Source organism: Gammaproteobacteria bacterium, from assembly GCA_013817245.1.
Lineage (GTDB): Bacteria > Pseudomonadota > Gammaproteobacteria > HTCC5015 > HTCC5015 > JACDDA01.
Genome location: JACDDA010000001.1, coordinates 579862 through 596896, shown reverse-complemented (window position 1 = coordinate 596896; position 17035 = coordinate 579862). Strand labels below are relative to the sequence as shown.

The following is a 17035-nucleotide window of genomic DNA, read 5'->3' as shown; positions in this document are numbered from 1 at the left end:
GTATGGTTTCGTCGGCAGCGTAAGTTAAAGCCGAAAAAACAAGCCACTGTTCAAAACCGGAACCATCATTAAAGTGAAAAATAATTTAGCGCGCACGATTTTTCTCTGATTGTTTTGTGGTTTTATTTGGCGGCTTTATTTTGTAATGGGCGCCGGAATAGATTCAGTGGCTGAATTAAATTGAAATTGCCATTGCACATTCGTGAGTGGTGTAACGATCCCATCGCGTGTGTGAGGTTCAAAACGCCATTGTTTCATGGCTTCAATTGCAGCGTTGTTAAAAACGCCTTCTGGTTTAGATTCAATAACAACAATGTTATAGGGTTTGCCTTCGCGATCTAAATCAAAACCTAATTTCACAACACCTTTTGCACCTTGTGCGAGTGCGGTCACAGGAAAAATAGGGTCGACGCGATTAATTGGTTTAGGCGTTACCGCTCGATGTTCGGGTACTTGTAAAACGTTAGGCGCAGGTGGTTTTGGAATATTGAGACTGTTTTGTTGCGCAACACCGGCGTTAATTTGTTTAATCATATTCGCCGCAAGATTTTTTAAAGCATCGGGCGCGTTGGGCAACACTTGAATTTGAGCAAAATAATCTAATGCCGTGGCATTATCATTTTGCTTAACCGCTAAATTGCCTAAATGGTTGAGCACCGTCGCTTGCGCAGCATCGGCTTTAGTTAGCGGCGATTCTAACAGTGCTAATAACCGGATACGCGCTTCTAAACGTTTGCCTTGGTCTATTTGCATTTGTACTGTGCCAAGTTCACGTATTAATTCTGGCGGCAATGCTTCGTCATTGGCGTGCACGCTGGCTGCGAGCAATAAAGCACCGGCAAAACTTGCGACTTTTATTAATGATAAAGATTTCATGATGTTCATCCGCGTAGCCTCTTGTGATGAAAAAAATTATTTAGAAATCCAACGGCAAGCTGGAATCGATAGCATGAATTTGAGCTTTAAATAAATTTTTAATACGTTCCAAGCTGGCGTTGGTATTCGCTTCAAAGCGTAACACTAAACACGGTGTGGTGTTAGAAGCGCGAACCAAACCCCAACCATCAACAAACTCGGCGCGTACGCCATCAATGGTAATCATCTCTGCATCCGCAAAGCGTGCGGTTTTTTGAAATTTTTCGATAAAACGATAATGTTCACCTTCCGCAAAATTTAAATTAATTTCTGGCGTGTTAACGCTATTGGGCAATGCCGCAAAAATTTCTGCAGGGCTCAGTGTAGATTGGGAAAGAATTTCTAATAAACGCACGGCTGTGTACATGCCATCATCAAAACCAAACCAACGTTCTTTAAAGAAAATGTGTCCACTCATCTCACCGGCTAATGCGGCGTTAGTTTCTTGCATTTTTGCTTTAATTAAAGAATGCCCCGTGCGTGACATGATGGCTTCACCACCGCTCGCTTGAATCGCATCTTTTAAATGTTTGGAACATTTAACATCGTAGATAATTCGACTGTTGGGTTGACGCGCTAAAATATCGCGCGCGAATAAAATCATTTGACGATCTGGCCAGATAATGGTGCCGTTACTATCTACGACACCTAAACGATCGCCGTCACCATCAAACGCTAAACCCAGTTCTAGATTTTGTTCTGCAACGGTAGCGCGTAAATCTTGCAAGTTTTTTTCTTTGCTAGGATCGGGGTGATGATTGGGAAACGTGCCATCAATATCACAAAATAATTCAACGGGTTTTTGTCCCAAGGCTTTAAATAATGCAGGCGCAATTTCACCAGTAGCACCATTGCCGCAATCAATGGCAAAACGCAGCGGCCGTTTAATGCGTGCGTCTTGCACAATGCGCGCAATGTACGCATCAGTTACTGATTGTGCGTGAGATTGTCCGCTGCCATTGGTAAAAGTTTTGTTTTGAATCGTGTGATACAACGCAGTGATCTGTTCGCCGTGTAAGGTATTGCCGCCTAACATCATTTTTAAACCGTTATATTCCGGCGGATTATGACTACCGGTAATCATGATGCCGGTGCCGGTTTCTAAATGATGCGTTGCAAAATATAAAACAGGCGTTGCGACTAAACCGATATCAATGACATCGCAACCCGCCGCTTGTAAACCCGCCGCTAATTCACGCGCGAGTTCCGGGCTGGATAAACGGCCATCTCTACCGATGACTACGCGAGTACAATTTTTTTGTTGCGCGTGCGTGCCAAATGCGTGACCGATTAAACGCACGGTTGCGGGCGTTAAGTCAGTTTCTACAATGCCACGAATGTCGTAAGCACGAAAAATTTGTTCAGCTACAGTCATGTATTTAATGCTCGATAAGAATAATGAAAATTATTGACGGCCTGAAGAACCAAAACCACCAGTGCCACGTTCACTGCTAGCGAATTCGCTAACGACAGTAAACTGCACTTGCACTACTGGTACGATCACTAATTGCGCCATGCGTTCACCGGGCTGCATAGTGAAAGTGGTATGACCGCGATTCCAGCACGAAACAAATAATTGGCCTTGATAATCGGAATCAATTAATCCAACTAAATTGCCAAGTACGATGCCGTTTTTATGGCCTAAACCAGAACGCGGTAAAATTAATGCCGCTAAACCGGGATCGGCAATATGAATAGCGATGCCGGTTGGGATTAATTCAGTTTGACCAGGTTCTAAAATTAAGGGTGCATCTAAACAAGCACGTAAATCCATGCCAGCAGAACCTGGCGTTGCATGAGTGGGTAGCGGTAGCGTATCGCCAACGCGAGAATCTAAAATTTTAATTTCAATGTTTTGCATGTGGCAGTCTTGTGATCATGAGTTGTAAAAGTTGTTCGGCTAATAATGTTTTGCTAGTTTCGGGTAAGTGCTGTTCGCCGCCATCCCAAAAAATCTGCAAACTGTTGGTGTCAACATTAAAACCTTGATTGTCGCCTACTGTATTGGCAGCAATCATGTCGATGTTCTTGTTGATGAGTTTTTGTTTAGCATATTCTGCAAGCGATTGTGTTTCAGCGGCGAAACCTACAGTGAACGGCGCAGGCTTACGCTGAGCAACATTAGCCAAGATGTCGAGATTTGGAATTAAATTTATCGTCAACGAGGTGGACGTTTTTTTAGTTTTTTGCTGCGCAATATTTTCAGCGCGATAATCTGCAACTGCTGCCGCTGCGATGAAAATAGTTTGCTGCATGTCGAGAGTAGATAATGTTTTATCAACAGCTTGTAACATATCGGTTGCGCTAACCACATCAATGCGCGTTACATTTAAGGGCGTGGCTAATTGCACGGGGCCGGCGATCAAAGTAACGCTAGCACCAGCGCGTTGTGCGGCACGCGCGAGTGCAAAACCCATTTTGCCGGAGCTGTGGTTACTTAAATAACGCACGGGGTCTAAGGCTTCACGCGTAGGACCTGCGGTGATGACGATGTGTTTAGCGCTTAAGCTGCCATTAATAACCGCCTGATTTTCTAAAGCCGCGATAATCTCGAGTGGTTCCCACATACGACCCGCACCGACTTCGCCGCACGCTTGGGCACCGTCGCCGGGTCCTAATAAAACCACACCGCGTTGTTCTAAAATTTCACGATTAGTTTGCACCGCCGCGCTTTGCCACATGACATGATTCATCGCAGGCGCGAGTGAAATAGGTGCGTGAGTGGCCAAGCATAATGTGGTCAATAAATCCGGTGCAAAACCGGCGGCCAGTTGCCCCATAAAATTGGCGCTGGCGGGTGCGATGAGTACATGATTCGCCCAACGTGCAAGTTCGATATGGCCCATGCCAGCTTCAGCGGCAGGATCTAATAAATCGGTGTGCACAGGATTACCGGAAACTGCTTGAAAAGTGAGTGGCCCGACAAATTGTGTCGCTGCTTGCGTCATCACCACGCGCACGTCTGCGCCTCGTTCTTTCAAACGCCGGACTAAATCGGCACTTTTATAAGCAGCAATGCCGCCTGTAACGCCTAGTAATATCCGTTGACCCGCTAATTTCGGCATGGCGGCAGTTTACCGCACAGTGGTGAGTAGAACGATATTAATCAGGTCTGTGCTGCGGCTAATTCGGCATCTTTAGTGCGAATGCGTATAACCGCAGGCCGGGCATTAATGCGGTCAATATAGTTTTTGATAAGGGGCGTTAAAGGCACAATGCCGAATTGAGTTGTCCAGGTTAGTGCCGTACCCCATAACACATCGGCAGCGGTAAATTGATTGCCTAATAAATAATCACCTTTGGCGAGTTGATCGGTCAGTGTTGCTAACATGGTGTCGTAATCACCATATGGCGACATCGATGCAGGTGCAGCTTCGCGTTGTTGTGCGCGATCAATTAATGCGGGTTCAAAACACGAACCATAAAACGCCATCCAACGTAGATATGAACCACGCAAAGGTTCGCCGATTGCAGGTGTAATGCCGGCGTGAGGAAAAAGATCTGCCAAATACAAAAACACCGCAACTTGTTCGGTGATTAACACGTCGTTGTGCAGGATCGCGGGGACTTTACCCATTGGGTTAATACTTAAATATTCTGCTTGTCGTTGTTCCCCCGCTTTCATATTTAGCACATGCAGTGTGTATTGTGCGTCTAGTTCTTCTAGCAAAATTAATGCGCCAGTAGAGCGCGTGTTGGGTGAATGAAAATAGTTAAGACCTGAAGTGTTGATAGACATGTTCATGGGTGCGCACTCGTGAGCAAAAAGAATGTGACGTCAGATAGAGAAGCTTAATGAACCTTTTCGCATAAAATGCATATAGATTCAATCGACAATGAGCGTAATATTGGAGCATCTGACTAATTTAAAGAGCAGCTATTATGATTGTGATTACCGGAGCCTCCGGCAACGTCGGCGTAGAATTAACACGTCTATTATTAAAACAACAAGATGTGAGTGCGTTACGCATTGCAGCGTATGACGTCGCAGAAATCAAACGTCTTTGTGGCGAAGATGGGCCTTATGTGCAGTTTGATTACGATGATCGCGCTACCTGGCCGGCAGTGTTGGCCGATATAAAAACGTTATATTTGTTATTTCCTTTGCCCAGCCCTAAAACCGCGGAAACGCGGATGAAGCCGTTTATGGATGCGGCGAAACAAGCCGGTTGTAAACATATTGTGTTTGTTTCTGTTGGAGGCGCTAAAGATAAGAAATTTGTCCCGCATCATCCGGTTGAGCAACATTTAAAATCGTTGGGAGTTGACTACACTATTTTACGTCCTTGTTATTACATGCAAAACTTGTGTCGTAATATCACCACGCATGATTATGATATAGCTGTTTATAACGAGTTGTTTATTCCCGCAGGCGACGGCGTTACTGCGTTGATAGATGCGCGTGATGTAGCGGCATTTACCGCTGCGGTATTAACGAATCCGGCAGCACATAAAAACACAGATTATGTGTTAACCGGGACGGAGCAGAAAAATTTTCAAGAAATAGCCGCAGTGATTTCGCAAGTAAGCGGCCGGACTATTAAATATAGCAATCCTTCTTTGCCACGATTTATTTATCGCATGCTGCGTAGACGCATTCCTTGGGATGTGGTTGCATTCATGTGTTTGTTTTACAGCATTATTCGTTTTGGTAAAGCTGAACATTTGACTGATGTAGTACAAAAACAATTAGGTCGGGAGCCTATTTTGTTAAAACAATTTATTGAAGATTATCGTGTTTATTGGCAGCCAGAATCACATGTTGCATTGCCGGTAATACCTGATTGGGCGGGCGGGCCTAAGCGCGATTAACACGTTATCTATTAAAACGTAGTCATTGTATGCGCCGATTATCTTGCCGTTTTAACCCTTAGGTAATGCTAAGTGGTTTTATTTTGTGAGTAAATTTGCAGCTTTTCTAGGGCTAAGTTACGCTCGTTATTGTTAATTTTTGCGCTATCGCAACAGGGATGCTTGGGTGGTTGTCGTATTATCCGCGATTCGTACCATTCATTGGACGCGCCACGTTGGCGTGTTGTTAGCGTACGCCCTATCACATGCCACCCTATTATTATTCAGTCTCTGGTTAAAGCCTTATCTTGCTTATCCTTCACCGTTTTGGCCGCCATTAGGTTTGTTGTTGGGCGTGTTGATTATTGCGCGACAGCGTTGGTGGTTAGCGATTTTAGTCGGTATGTTTTGCGCTGAATTATTAGTGGGTAATTGGTGGCGTTTTGGTGCGCATACTGGTTTTAATCCACAAGGTACGCACGCCATTTCGTTTATAGTTTCGGTAGGCTTTAGTGCCATCACTATTTTTGAAGCGGCGGTCGCTGCTTTTTGTATTCAACGTTGGGTGGCGTATCGTTTACCGCATATTGATGCTAAAGGATTTTTGTTAGGGTTATTTATAGTTGCGGGCGTAACGATTCCAATTGGCGCTTTTATAGGCGCGTTTATCAAAACATCTTTTTATCCTAATAATGACGCTACATTTTTCGCGGTGTGGCAGTTGTGGTGGTTGTCAGGTTTATTGGGCGTGCTGAGCGTTACACCTTTAGTCATTGGCGCTTATGTATTGGATTGGAGTAGTTGGCGTAAACAAACATGGTGGTATTGGTTAGAAGCAGTATTGTTAGGTGTATTAATTGTTGTAATAGATATTTATGTATTGATCGTACATCACAAATCGCCGACTGAATTTTTAGCGTTATTGCCTTTTGTGGTTTATCCTTTATTTATTTGGGCGGCCATGCGTTTCCGCGCGGTCTACGTTAATACTTTGTTGCTTTGCACTCTTATAATTTGTGTTGCAGCTGTGCGTTTTGAAATGTCACCTTTTCAAAAGTTAGGTGACTCTGTTTATGGCCAATTAATTGCGCAACAAATTTATTTCTTAGTGTTGACATTAACCGTCGTATTCGTTCGCGTGTTGTCATTAGAAACAAAAGATGCGCGCGTTGCTTATTCAAAATTCGCCAATCGTTTCAGACAATTGTTAGATACTGCTTATGAAATGTTGTGGGCAACCGATCAACAAGGACGTTTGGTTTATGTCAGTGATGCAGCTGGCGTAATGCTGGGTTATACGCCCACTGAAATGCGAGATCATTATTTAGATGAATTTATGGTGCCGGAAGATCAAGCGCGTGGCCGGCAACAAATTCGTGAATTATTAGTCGGCAATATTGTGCATGCGAATTTGCAAGTAGAGTTTGTGCATGCAAAAGGGCACCGCGTTATTTTAAGTATCAATGCAACATCTGCGTATGAAGAAGGCGTCATTAATGGTGTATTAGGTACCGCCATTGATGTGACTGAACAGCGCTTAGCCGAACACGCTTTGTTAGAAAGTGAAGAGCGTTTTCGGCAAGTGTTTGAAGAAGGTCCAATCGGCATGTACATCATTGATAAATCTTTGAATGTCGTCGCCGCCAATAAAGCCTTTTGCGATATGTTGGGTTATAACCGCGAAGCAGTTGTTGGCGTTAATATCCGGCAGTTTTCGCATCCGGATGAACGTGCCACCATCACCTTAATGTCAGAACATTTCCATGATGCCGTGATTCAAAGGCAGCGTGTACAACGACGTTATATTGCAAAAAATGGCAGTGAAGTGTGGGGGAATTTTAGTGCGTGTTTAATAGGGGATGCAGCCGGTAAGCGCAAGTTTGGTTTAGGCCTGGTTGAAAATATTACCGATAGAATTGAATCAGAAAAAACGCGTGAATTATTAGAAGGCCAAATTCGGCGTTTGCAAAAATTAGAGGCGGTGGGTGTACTCGCGAGTGGCATTGCGCATGATTTTAATAATATTTTGGCTGGTACTTTAGGTTTTGCGGAATTATCTAAAACTAAATTAGCTCACGATCACCCAGTGCAGTTGTATCTTGATCACATTGTGAAATCGGGTCAGCGTGCTCGCGATTTGATCGGACAAATTCTTACATTTAGTCGCGGCGGCGTCAGCGAGCGCATTAAAATTTCCTTGCGTGAAGTGGTGCAAGAAGCCTTGCAATTATTACGCGCCACCTTACCGCAAGCCGTTGAAATTCAGTTTAATGATGGACATGAAGATGTTTCGGTGTTGGCAGATGCAACGCAACTGCATCAAGTAATTATTAATTTGTGTACGAATGCTGCGCAAGCAATGGGCGGCGCAGGTTGCGTCATTATTGATTTGCAACGAGTGAGTTTAAACAAAGAATTGGCAACGACAACTGCGTTATTGGCAGCGGGTGATTATGTGCGACTCAGCGTCAAAGATGCCGGCAGTAGCATTGCTCCCGATCACATGGATCATTTGTTTGATCCATTTTTTACTACTAAAGCGGCGGGTCAAGGTTCGGGTCTGGGTTTATCGGTAGTGCATGGTATTGTCAGTAGTCACAAAGGCGGGATTAATGTCATTAGTCAAATGGGCAAAGGCACAACCTTCCAAATATTTTTCCCAATTAGTTATGGCGCAGCGGCAATAAATACACAAAGAGAAGAATTTCGTCAGCCCGGTCGCGGGCAGCGGATATTGTTTGTGGATGACGAAAAAACCTTGGTCATGTTGGCCGCTGAATTGTTGGCGGATTTAGGTTATGACCCCGTCGTCTGCGATAGTGCTTTAGATGCGTTTGATATATTTAAAAAGAATCCCGAAGGATTTGATTTGGTGATTACGGATTATTCGATGCCGAAAATGTCGGGCTTAGAATTAGCGGAAGTTATCAGTGCAATTCGACCAAGCCAAGCGGTTATTTTGTTGACAGGTTACATGGATGAATCATTAAGCGGTAAGACGGGGCATTATGGAATTGCTGAAGTGGCTATGAAGCCATTAACCGCGTCGAAATTGTCGCAGATTATTGAGCGAGTGTTGGGTAATGCGCAAGTGTTGCCGTAGAAAGTAGAATTAATTGAAGTAGGATTAATTAATGTGTAGTGCGTAACGAATGCGCGCTAATAACATGTCGGAGACAAAAGGTTTGCGCATGAAATCAACTGCCCCTGCTAACATGCTACGACTCATGTCGCCTGGTTCGGTGCTGGCGGTTAACATGATAATTGGTATGCATAAGCCTAAAGTTTCGCGTGCGTGCCGACAAAGTTGGATGCCATCGCCATCGGGTAATTCTTTGTCTAATAAAATTAAATCGATCGTATCAGTTTGTAATAAAGCCAGCGCTTGTGTTGCGCAATTGGCTTCTACTACTTCATACGATAAAGCAGATAACAATTCACGCAGTAAGGCCCGTACAATTTCGTCATCCTCAACAACTAAGATACGATGGTGACATAATACGGCAGTTGCATTTGATGATGTTACGGCGATAGCCATGGTCATCCTTCATCAATGGTTATAAACTGGATTAGCGAACGTTATATTTCGCAGATCTGACAGAGCGGTATTGAGCAGTGAAATAATCTGCTAGAACTATAGGCTTGATACAACCCAAAAGGCGTTGGAAGCTTGACAAGCTTTGTGTGAAATCCAATATTTTTGTTGCATGGAAGATATGTCTGATATCGTACAGTGAGCTATCTAGATCGTTTATTAAAAATTAAATAAAATACTTAAGATAAATATTAAATTTGGAAACAATGATAACAATGGGAAGCTCATGCAACATATCCTGTTAGTGGATGATGATGCAGATATCCGTCTGCTCTTAAAAGAATATCTAGGCAACAATGGTTTTCGCGTCACGGCGGTCGCCGAAGGTAACGCCATGCGCGATGCTTTACGACGTGAAACGCCAGTGTTGATATTGTTAGATTTGAATTTGCCCGGCGAAGACGGCTTAAGTTTGGCGCGTCATATTCGTTCGGTCAGTGATACACCTATTATTATGTTAACCGGCAAACGCGAACCGGTAGATCGAGTCGTAGGTTTAGAAGTAGGCGCTGATGATTACATTGGCAAACCGTTTGATTTACGTGAAGTATTAGCGCGTATTAAAGCAGTATTGCGTCGCGGCAATACGGCGGGCAGCGCTAACGCGCCGACACCGAGACCTACGCACGCCCGTTTTGCCGGTTGGGATTTTTTTATTGATGAGCGCCAGCTGATTTCTCCGCAAGGCGAAAGCATAAAATTAACCAATATCGAATTTAATTTATTAGTGGCTTTTGTGACGCATCCAAAGCGCGTTTTAACGCGCGATCAACTGTTGGATCTAAGCCGCAAAGATCCTACCGAAGTGTATGACCGTTCCATCGATTATTCGATTATGCGCTTGCGCCGAAAAGTGGAGCCTGATCCTGGCGCGCCCGCGCTTATCAGGACAGAACACGGTTCTGGCTATATTTTTACAGCTGATGTTGAAACTGAGTAATTCTCCAGCTAATAATTAATACGTAACGCTATTCTGTAAGACGCAGCGGTGTGGGACTGTTGGTCTTATGATGACAGAATTTCGGGAGACGGAATGTTTGGCTAGGAGATTGCCATGCAGGACGTCAATGACTCTGATTATCGACTCAGCGCCGAACAGGTGTGTGTGTTATTAGATGTTGCGCCTAGCGTCTTACAAAGCTGGCTACGACAAGGCGTATTACCCTTACACGTGATTGATAATGCCCCGCCGTTTTTTTTCCTCAGCGAGGTTGAACAATTGTCGATTCGTTTGGGTTTGTTCGAAATATTTAGCCATCGCAGCGCGCAATTATTATCTACTTGAAGACACACGTTCGCGCGATTTTTTGCGTTAGTTTTTGTGTTAGGGGAAGCGTAAACAACTATGCAAGCAGGCCAACTTTTCATTATTTCGGCTCCTTCCGGCGCCGGTAAAACCAGTTTAGTAAAAGCCGTATTAAAAGCCGATGCACAAGTAACGGTGTCGATCTCGCATACCACGCGCACGCCTCGACCCGGTGAACAAAACGGACGGGAATATCATTTTGTAGGCGTGCCGAAGTTTCTAGAATTGGTTGCCGCCGGCGAGTTTTTAGAACACGCGCAGGTTTTTGATAATTATTACGGCACCTCCCAAAGCAGTGTTGAGCAGACCTTGACGAGTGGGCTAGACGTTATTTTGGAAATTGACTGGCAAGGGGGTGTACAGGTAAAACGCTTGCGACCTGATTGTCGTTGGATTTTTATTTTGCCACCTAGCCAAGCGGCCTTGGCAAAACGTCTGCGTGGTCGAGGTCAAGATAGTGAAGCCGTTATTCAAAAACGGTTGCAAGCGGCGCGTCATGAAATGGCGCATTTTGTGGAAGCAGATTATCTGGTAGTGAATGACGATTTCGATGTCGCTCAACAGGAATTATTGGCTATTTTAAAAGCCGAGCGTTCGCAGTTAACGCGCCAACGTCTGCGACATGTGCGCTTGTTGACTGATTTGATCAGCGATTAAGCTGATTCTTCCCGATTTCGTACAGGTTTCCTGCGGATTTCCTGGTTTTGACTCTGCCCGTGGTCTCAGTGTCTCTGCTATACTCCATCCCCTTTTTTGCCGTTCTGCCGCTTTGGCAGGGTCGCAGTAATCATGCTTTGAATATTTAAGGAATCAGTAATATGGCTCGCGTTACCGTAGAAGATTGTTTAGATGGTGTCGACAACCTGTTTCAGCTCGTGTTGGTTGCCTCACGCCGTAGTCGGCAGATTTATAATGGCGCACGTCCCAAGGTTTCTGAAGATGGTGATAAACCCACGGTTTTAGCTTTGCGCGAAATTGCGGCTGGTTTTGTCGGCCGTGAAATTTTAGATGAAGCCACCGAAACGTTTCGAGCACCTGAAGTTGAACGCCCCACCGTCATTATTGACGATAGCGACTTGGATTAATTCCTGCACGGTTAGCGACCAAGATGGAAACTCCATTCTTGGCCGCTAACCATCGTGTCAGCGGAGCATGTTATGGCACCCAACGCTAACACTCCCGCACTGCCAGAGTCTGTTGTCACATCAATTGATAGCAGTATCGAAAATTCACCTCCGGTTCTAACCGAATTATTGCAATTGCTGGCGCAATACATGAAGCCAGAGCAAATTGCGGATGTACGCCGCGCATATGAATTTGGCGCGCATGCACATTCCGGTCAAAAACGAATGTCGGGCGAGCCTTATATTCACCATCCTGTTTCAGTTGCAAAGATATTAGCGGAAATACGTTTAGATTCACCGACGATTATCGCGGCGATTTTGCATGATGTGATTGAAGACACCAAAATGGCCAAAGAACAATTGGCCAAAGAGTTTGGTGACGAAGTTGCAAAGCTAGTGGATGGCGTGAGTAAGCTCGATCAAGTTCAATTCAAATCCAAAGCAGAAGCGTTTGCTGCAAGTTTTCGCAAAATGATGTTAGCGATGGTGGATGACATCCGCGTTATTCTGATTAAACTCGCGGATCGTTTACACAATATGCGCACGATGGGCGCGATGCCCCTAGAAAAGCGGCGACGTATTGCACGTGAAACCTTAGAAATTTATGCGCCGATTGCGATGCGTTTGGGTATTAACACCTGGCGTATGGAAATGCAGGATTTAGGTTTTCAAATTTTAAATCCTATGCGCTACCGCATTTTGGCGGAGAACGTTAAAAAAGCGCGTGGTCATCGTAAAGAAATTGTCGATAAAGTAGAAATCACCGTTACAGCGCGTTTAGAACAAGAAAATTTACCGTATCAATCAATTAAAACCCGCGAAAAATCTTTATTTAGCATTTATACCAAAATGCGAAATCGTCATGTGCCTTATGCTGAAATCATGGATTTGTTTGCGTTGCGCGTCACCGTTGATACGGTTGATCAGTGTTATCGTACCTTAGGCGTGACGCACAATATTTATAAACCAGTGCCGGGTTTATTTAAAGATTATATTGCTATGCCAAAAACCAATGGTTATCAAGCGCTGCACACCACATTAGTAGGACCGCACGGCATTCCGATTGAAGTACAAATTCGCACCGTTGAAATGAATCGTTTTGCAGAGTCGGGTATCGCTGCACATTGGATTTATAAAAGCGGTGAAAAACCAGCGGTGAATACTGAGTCACGTACGCAGCAATGGTTGCAAAGTGTTTTAGAAATTCAACAAAAGGCCGGCAACTCCATTGAGTTTTTAGAAAATGTAAAAATGGATTTATTTCCGGATGAAGTTTACGTTTTCACTCCACAAGGCGCGATTATTGAATTACCGCGCGGCGGTACGGTTATTGATTTTGCTTATGCTATTCATACCGATGTTGGTAATCATTGTATGTCGGCGCGGATTGATAGACGCATGGTGCCTTTGGGCACTGAACTAGAAAATGGCCAAACAGTAGAAATTATTACGCATCAAGCAGCGCGCCCCAATCCTGCATGGTTAAATTTTGTAGTCACCGCGAAAGCGCGTAGTTCGATTCGACATTATTTGAAAAATTTAACCCAAGAAGATTCCTTGCGTTTGGGCGAGCGCATGTTAAATAAAGCACTCGCTACTTATGGTGTAGCCATTAAAGATATTCCCGAAAAAACCTTGTCGATGGTTTTAGAGGAATATAAATACGTTAATTTAGAAATGTTGTTAAGCGATATTGGTTTAGGCAATCGTATTCCGAAACTAGTCGCGCGCCGTATTGCTCCCGGTGAAGTGTCTGATGAAGAAAAAAATGCGCTTAAACCAGTGAAACCGTTAAACATTAAAGGTACGGAAGGTTTAAGTGTTTCTTATAGTCGCTGTTGTCAGCCTATTCCCGGTGATTTAATTGTCGGCATTGTAAGCGCAGGCCGCGGCGTAGTGATTCATCGTAAAAATTGTAAAAACATTCAAGAATATAAAAATCATTCGGATCATCGTTTAGATGTGGAATGGGAGCCCGATGTAGGCATAACGTTTTCTACTGGACTACGCATAGAAGTCACTAATTCGCGGGGCGCGTTAGCGCAGATAGCCACTATTATTTCCGATGTTGGTTGTAATATTGAAAAAGTTAGTCAAGAAGACAAACCCGGTGGTGTAGTTAGTTTAGCGTTTATGGTCGCTGTTAAAGATCGTAAAATGTTAGCGCAGGTAGTTAGACGTATTCGTCATCGAAAATTTGTTTTAAAAGTATCCCGTCAAAAAGGGTAAGTCATGAGCGAACAAGACAAAGCGACGCATTTTGGATTTGAGCAAGTTGCTTGGGCCGACAAAGCCGCTAAAGTAGCGGGCGTTTTTCATTCGGTAGCAAATCAATATGACATTATGAATGATGTTATGTCATTTGGCGCACATCGTTTATGGAAACGTTTTGCGGTTATGTTGTCGGCGGTGCGCAGCGGCCAACGTGTGTTAGACGTTGCCGGCGGCACGGGCGATTTAAGTAAGTTGTTTTCGCGGCGGGTAGGTTCGCAAGGTTTGGTGGTGTTGAGTGACATCAATGGTTCGATGTTAGCGCGTGGCCGCGATCGCTTATTAGATGAGGGTTGCGCCAATAATGTTATGTGCGTGCAATTCGACGCAGAAAATATTCCTTTTCCCGATAATTATTTTGATTGCGTCAGCATTGCTTTTGGTTTGCGCAACGTTACCGATAAAGCGCGGGCTTTACAAAGCATGAGTCGCGTGCTTCGTCCTGGCGGACGATTAATTGTTTTGGAATTTTCTAAACCGGTGTTGCCTTTATTAGATAAATTTTATGACGCCTATTCATTTAATGTGATTCCTAAGTTGGGCAAATTGATTACGGGCGATGCGGATAGTTATCAATATTTGGTTGAATCTATTCGCATGCATCCCGATCAAGAAAGTCTGAAAAGTTTGATGTTAGAAAATGGTTTTGATGAAGTGGACTATTTTAATTTAACGGGTGGTGTCGTTGCTGTGCATCGCGGCTTTAAATATTAACCGCTGATGTTAACAGTACCGACTTTGTTGTTCGAAGCAGTCAATAAAGCCATTGCTTTGACAATTGCTCAGCAACCCGATGTGCAACAGCGTTTGCAACCGTTAGCGGGCAAAGTGGTGACGGTGACGTTATTGCCTTGGGCTAGCGTGTGGCAATTACGCTTTAGTTTGGGCGGTGTGCAAATGAGCGTAACCGATGCGCACCATGGACAAGGGGCCGCTGATTTAGCGATTACGGGTTACGTCGATGATTTGTTAAATATGTTGCGCGGTCAATCGACTAATAATCGGCAGGCTTTAGAAGTGAAAGGTGATTTGCAATTGGCTCAGCAACTGCAATCCATCATGAAACACGTGCAGTGGTCACGTCCTTGGGATAATGAGCAATGGCCGCCGCTAATGAGCAGCATGATGCAACAAGGCGTTAGTCATATCAGTAAGCTTTCACAACACTGGTTTAGCCAACTGCGACAAGATGGCGTGGAATATGTGCAAGATGAAATCAATATATTAGCGCACCCAGAAGCCGTGCGTGAATGGTTACATGAAGTAGATCTGGTACGTGATAAGCAAGCAAGACTTGCTGCACGCTTGACGCACTTAGAACGTATTAGCATCAAACCCTAACGCATAAAATATTACCCCCATTTTTTAGTAGATAATTATTCTATGTTAAAGCCCGCACATATCATTAGACTTTTTACCATTCACAAAATATTAGTGCGCCATGGTTTGGACGACATCATTGTAGCAATTCCGGTGTTTCGTTCTTTGCGTGTGCTTAATCAACTAGCGCCGTGGAATTGGTTTGGTAAACATCCCGAACCGCGTGGTCAACGCATTCGACTCGCATTAGAAGAGCTGGGGCCTATCTATGTAAAACTCGGCCAAACTTTATCAACGCGCCGTGATTTATTGCCTCAAGACATTGCTGATGAGCTAGCGCAATTACAAGATAATGTTCCGCCTTTTGCCGGCGAAGTAGCGGTCAATATTATTGAAACCGCATTACATGCGCGCATTGATAGTATTTTTATGGAGTTTGATAAACAGCCGTTGGCCTCGGCTTCCGTGGCACAAGTTCACGCGGCACGTTTGCATAATGGTGATGCCGTCGTTGTTAAAGTTATTCGCCCCGACATTCTTAACGTTATTCGACACGACATTGAATTATTAAAATTTATTGCGCGGATCGCGGCGCGTTATTCGCGAGAGGCGCGTCGTTTACGCGCGGTAGAAATTATTAATGATTATGAGCGGACTATTTTAGATGAATTAGATTTAGTACGCGAAGCTGCTAATGCCAGTCAATTAAAACGCAATTTCGAAAACACCAACACTTTGTATGTCCCCGCTATTTATTGGCAATGGGCAACTCCGCAAGTGTTGGTTATGGAGCGCGTCTACGGCGTGCCAGTTAATGATATTGCCGCCTTAAAAGCCGCCGGCGTAGATTTACAAAAAGTGGCTGAACGCGGCGTGGAAATTTTCTTTAAGCAAGTGTTCGTGGATAATTTTTTTCATGCCGACATGCATCCGGGGAATATTTTTATTGATATACGTCAGCCGACAGATCCGCGCTACATCGCGGTTGATTTTGGAATTGTTGGCGCTTTGAGCGAAGATGATCAGCGTTATTTAGCCGAAAACTTTTTAGCCTTTTTTAAACGTGATTATCGGCGCGTCGCTGAATTGCATTTGGAATCTGGTTGGGTGCCTAGCCATGTGCGCGTACAAGATTTTGAAGCGGCTATTCGTGCGGTATGCGAGCCGAATTTTCAAAAACCTTTAAAAGAAATTTCTTTTGCGCAAATATTATTGCGTTTATTTCAAACCGTGCAGCGTTTTGATTTTGTGATTCAACCGCAATTGATTCTCTTGCAAAAAACTTTACTGCATATCGAAGGTTTGGGCCGAGAGTTATATCCGGAATTGGATTTATGGAAAACCGCTAAACCGTTTATGGAAAAAACCATGCGTGAGCGCGTCGCGTTCCAAACCCTTATGGATTTATGGCCAGGCCCTAAACCTGTTTGGTTGCGGCACTTGCCAGATCTACCTGATCGCGTGTATCGCATTGTTCGCGATTTAGGTCGTGGTGAATTAGCGTTTACTCTGCGCAACCCCGACTTTGTAAAACTTGAAAAACAATTACAGCGTCAAAACAAACAACGTTTTTGGTTAACCTCGGCGGTTAGCGGTAGCTTTATGTGCTTAGCGTTATTGTTATTAGTGCCACAGCTGCCGATGATATTTTTAAGTATTTTAGCAATGGGCAGCGCAGCGGCATTTTTAAAAGCTTGGTGGTTGACGCAATAA

Annotated in this window: 16 protein-coding genes; 10 read left to right on the top strand and 6 right to left on the bottom strand. The window is 44.2% G+C overall.

Annotated elements, in window-relative coordinates:
• Positions 1–135 precede the first annotated feature (135 nt).
• Genes H0W44_02770 through H0W44_02750 form a run of 5 tightly spaced genes read right to left on the bottom strand, consistent with a single transcriptional unit; the run spans position 136 to position 4654 of the window.
• Positions 136–876 carry an energy transducer TonB gene (locus H0W44_02770; protein MBA3581356.1) on the bottom strand — a complete coding sequence of 247 codons (741 nt, stop codon included), beginning with the start codon at positions 874–876 and terminating at the stop codon, positions 136–138.
• A 40-nt stretch (positions 877–916) separates the two neighbouring features.
• Positions 917–2290, bottom strand: a complete 1374-nt coding sequence (locus H0W44_02765; GenBank protein ID MBA3581355.1) for a phosphomannomutase/phosphoglucomutase — start codon at positions 2288–2290, stop codon at positions 917–919.
• A 30-nt stretch (positions 2291–2320) separates the two neighbouring features.
• A complete protein-coding gene (gene dut / locus H0W44_02760) occupies positions 2321–2776 on the bottom strand; it encodes a dUTP diphosphatase (GenBank protein ID MBA3581354.1) in 456 nt (151 codons plus the stop codon).
• On the bottom strand, positions 2763–3980 hold the full coding sequence (gene coaBC, locus H0W44_02755) for a bifunctional phosphopantothenoylcysteine decarboxylase/phosphopantothenate--cysteine ligase CoaBC (GenBank protein ID MBA3581353.1): 1218 nt from the start codon (positions 3978–3980) through the stop codon (positions 2763–2765). Before coaBC ends, dut begins: the two co-directional genes overlap by 14 nt.
• A gap of 41 nt (positions 3981–4021) precedes the next feature.
• Positions 4022–4654 (bottom strand): glutathione S-transferase C-terminal domain-containing protein, encoded by a 633-nt coding sequence (locus H0W44_02750; GenBank protein ID MBA3581352.1) that lies wholly within the window; start codon positions 4652–4654, stop codon positions 4022–4024.
• Between the two features lie 143 nt (positions 4655–4797).
• Between H0W44_02750 and H0W44_02745 the strand changes: the two genes are divergently transcribed.
• The gene (locus H0W44_02745; GenBank protein ID MBA3581351.1) at positions 4798–5727 is read left to right on the top strand and encodes an NmrA family NAD(P)-binding protein; all 930 of its coding nucleotides are present in this window, start codon (positions 4798–4800) and stop codon (positions 5725–5727) included.
• A gap of 166 nt (positions 5728–5893) precedes the next feature.
• On the top strand, positions 5894–8809 hold the full coding sequence (locus H0W44_02740) for a PAS domain S-box protein (protein MBA3581350.1): 2916 nt from the start codon (positions 5894–5896) through the stop codon (positions 8807–8809).
• Positions 8810–8833: 24 nt separating this feature from the next.
• Here the strand turns inward: H0W44_02740 and H0W44_02735 are convergent, their stop codons facing one another.
• The gene (locus H0W44_02735) at positions 8834–9244 is read right to left on the bottom strand and encodes a response regulator transcription factor (GenBank protein ID MBA3581349.1); all 411 of its coding nucleotides are present in this window, start codon (positions 9242–9244) and stop codon (positions 8834–8836) included.
• A 283-nt stretch (positions 9245–9527) separates the two neighbouring features.
• Here H0W44_02735 and H0W44_02730 point away from each other — a divergent pair, with 283 nt between their 5' ends.
• The 8 genes from H0W44_02730 to ubiB all read left to right on the top strand — a co-directional run bounded on the left by H0W44_02730 (position 9528) and on the right by ubiB (position 17035).
• Positions 9528–10241, top strand: a complete 714-nt coding sequence (locus tag H0W44_02730; protein ID MBA3581348.1) for a response regulator — start codon at positions 9528–9530, stop codon at positions 10239–10241.
• 114 nt (positions 10242–10355) lie between these two features.
• The gene (locus tag H0W44_02725; protein ID MBA3581347.1) at positions 10356–10586 is read left to right on the top strand and encodes a hypothetical protein; all 231 of its coding nucleotides are present in this window, start codon (positions 10356–10358) and stop codon (positions 10584–10586) included.
• Positions 10587–10646: 60 nt separating this feature from the next.
• Positions 10647–11264, top strand: a complete 618-nt coding sequence (gene gmk / locus H0W44_02720; protein ID MBA3581346.1) for a guanylate kinase — start codon at positions 10647–10649, stop codon at positions 11262–11264.
• 161 nt (positions 11265–11425) lie between these two features.
• Positions 11426–11692 carry a DNA-directed RNA polymerase subunit omega gene (gene rpoZ / locus H0W44_02715; protein ID MBA3581345.1) on the top strand — a complete coding sequence of 89 codons (267 nt, stop codon included), beginning with the start codon at positions 11426–11428 and terminating at the stop codon, positions 11690–11692.
• Positions 11693–11764: 72 nt separating this feature from the next.
• Positions 11765–13960, top strand: a complete 2196-nt coding sequence (locus tag H0W44_02710) for a RelA/SpoT family protein (GenBank protein MBA3581344.1) — start codon at positions 11765–11767, stop codon at positions 13958–13960.
• Positions 13961–13963: 3 nt separating this feature from the next.
• The gene (gene ubiE, locus H0W44_02705) at positions 13964–14716 is read left to right on the top strand and encodes a bifunctional demethylmenaquinone methyltransferase/2-methoxy-6-polyprenyl-1,4-benzoquinol methylase UbiE (GenBank protein MBA3581343.1); all 753 of its coding nucleotides are present in this window, start codon (positions 13964–13966) and stop codon (positions 14714–14716) included.
• Positions 14717–14722: 6 nt separating this feature from the next.
• A complete protein-coding gene (locus tag H0W44_02700) occupies positions 14723–15343 on the top strand; it encodes an SCP2 sterol-binding domain-containing protein (GenBank protein ID MBA3581342.1) in 621 nt (206 codons plus the stop codon).
• A 42-nt stretch (positions 15344–15385) separates the two neighbouring features.
• Positions 15386–17035 carry a ubiquinone biosynthesis regulatory protein kinase UbiB gene (gene ubiB / locus H0W44_02695; protein ID MBA3581341.1) on the top strand — a complete coding sequence of 550 codons (1650 nt, stop codon included), beginning with the start codon at positions 15386–15388 and terminating at the stop codon, positions 17033–17035.

What these genes read in the sequence shown, in the direction of transcription:
- H0W44_02770 (MBA3581356.1), bottom strand. Translation starts at nt 876, where the DNA reads ATGAAATCTTTATCATTAATAAAAGTCGCAAGTTTTGCCGGTGCTTTA.
- H0W44_02765 (MBA3581355.1), bottom strand. Translation starts at nt 2,290, where the DNA reads ATGACTGTAGCTGAACAAATTTTTCGTGCTTACGACATTCGTGGCATT.
- dut (MBA3581354.1), bottom strand. Translation starts at nt 2,776, where the DNA reads ATGCAAAACATTGAAATTAAAATTTTAGATTCTCGCGTTGGCGATACG.
- coaBC (MBA3581353.1), bottom strand. Translation starts at nt 3,980, where the DNA reads ATGCCGAAATTAGCGGGTCAACGGATATTACTAGGCGTTACAGGCGGC.
- H0W44_02750 (MBA3581352.1), bottom strand. Translation starts at nt 4,654, where the DNA reads ATGTCTATCAACACTTCAGGTCTTAACTATTTTCATTCACCCAACACG.
- H0W44_02745 (MBA3581351.1), top strand. Translation starts at nt 4,798, where the DNA reads ATGATTGTGATTACCGGAGCCTCCGGCAACGTCGGCGTAGAATTAACA.
- H0W44_02735 (MBA3581349.1), bottom strand. Translation starts at nt 9,244, where the DNA reads ATGGCTATCGCCGTAACATCATCAAATGCAACTGCCGTATTATGTCAC.
- H0W44_02730 (MBA3581348.1), top strand. Translation starts at nt 9,528, where the DNA reads ATGCAACATATCCTGTTAGTGGATGATGATGCAGATATCCGTCTGCTC.
- H0W44_02725 (MBA3581347.1), top strand. Translation starts at nt 10,356, where the DNA reads ATGCAGGACGTCAATGACTCTGATTATCGACTCAGCGCCGAACAGGTG.
- gmk (MBA3581346.1), top strand. Translation starts at nt 10,647, where the DNA reads ATGCAAGCAGGCCAACTTTTCATTATTTCGGCTCCTTCCGGCGCCGGT.
- rpoZ (MBA3581345.1), top strand. Translation starts at nt 11,426, where the DNA reads ATGGCTCGCGTTACCGTAGAAGATTGTTTAGATGGTGTCGACAACCTG.
- H0W44_02710 (MBA3581344.1), top strand. Translation starts at nt 11,765, where the DNA reads ATGGCACCCAACGCTAACACTCCCGCACTGCCAGAGTCTGTTGTCACA.
- ubiE (MBA3581343.1), top strand. Translation starts at nt 13,964, where the DNA reads ATGAGCGAACAAGACAAAGCGACGCATTTTGGATTTGAGCAAGTTGCT.
- H0W44_02700 (MBA3581342.1), top strand. Translation starts at nt 14,723, where the DNA reads ATGTTAACAGTACCGACTTTGTTGTTCGAAGCAGTCAATAAAGCCATT.
- ubiB (MBA3581341.1), top strand. Translation starts at nt 15,386, where the DNA reads ATGTTAAAGCCCGCACATATCATTAGACTTTTTACCATTCACAAAATA.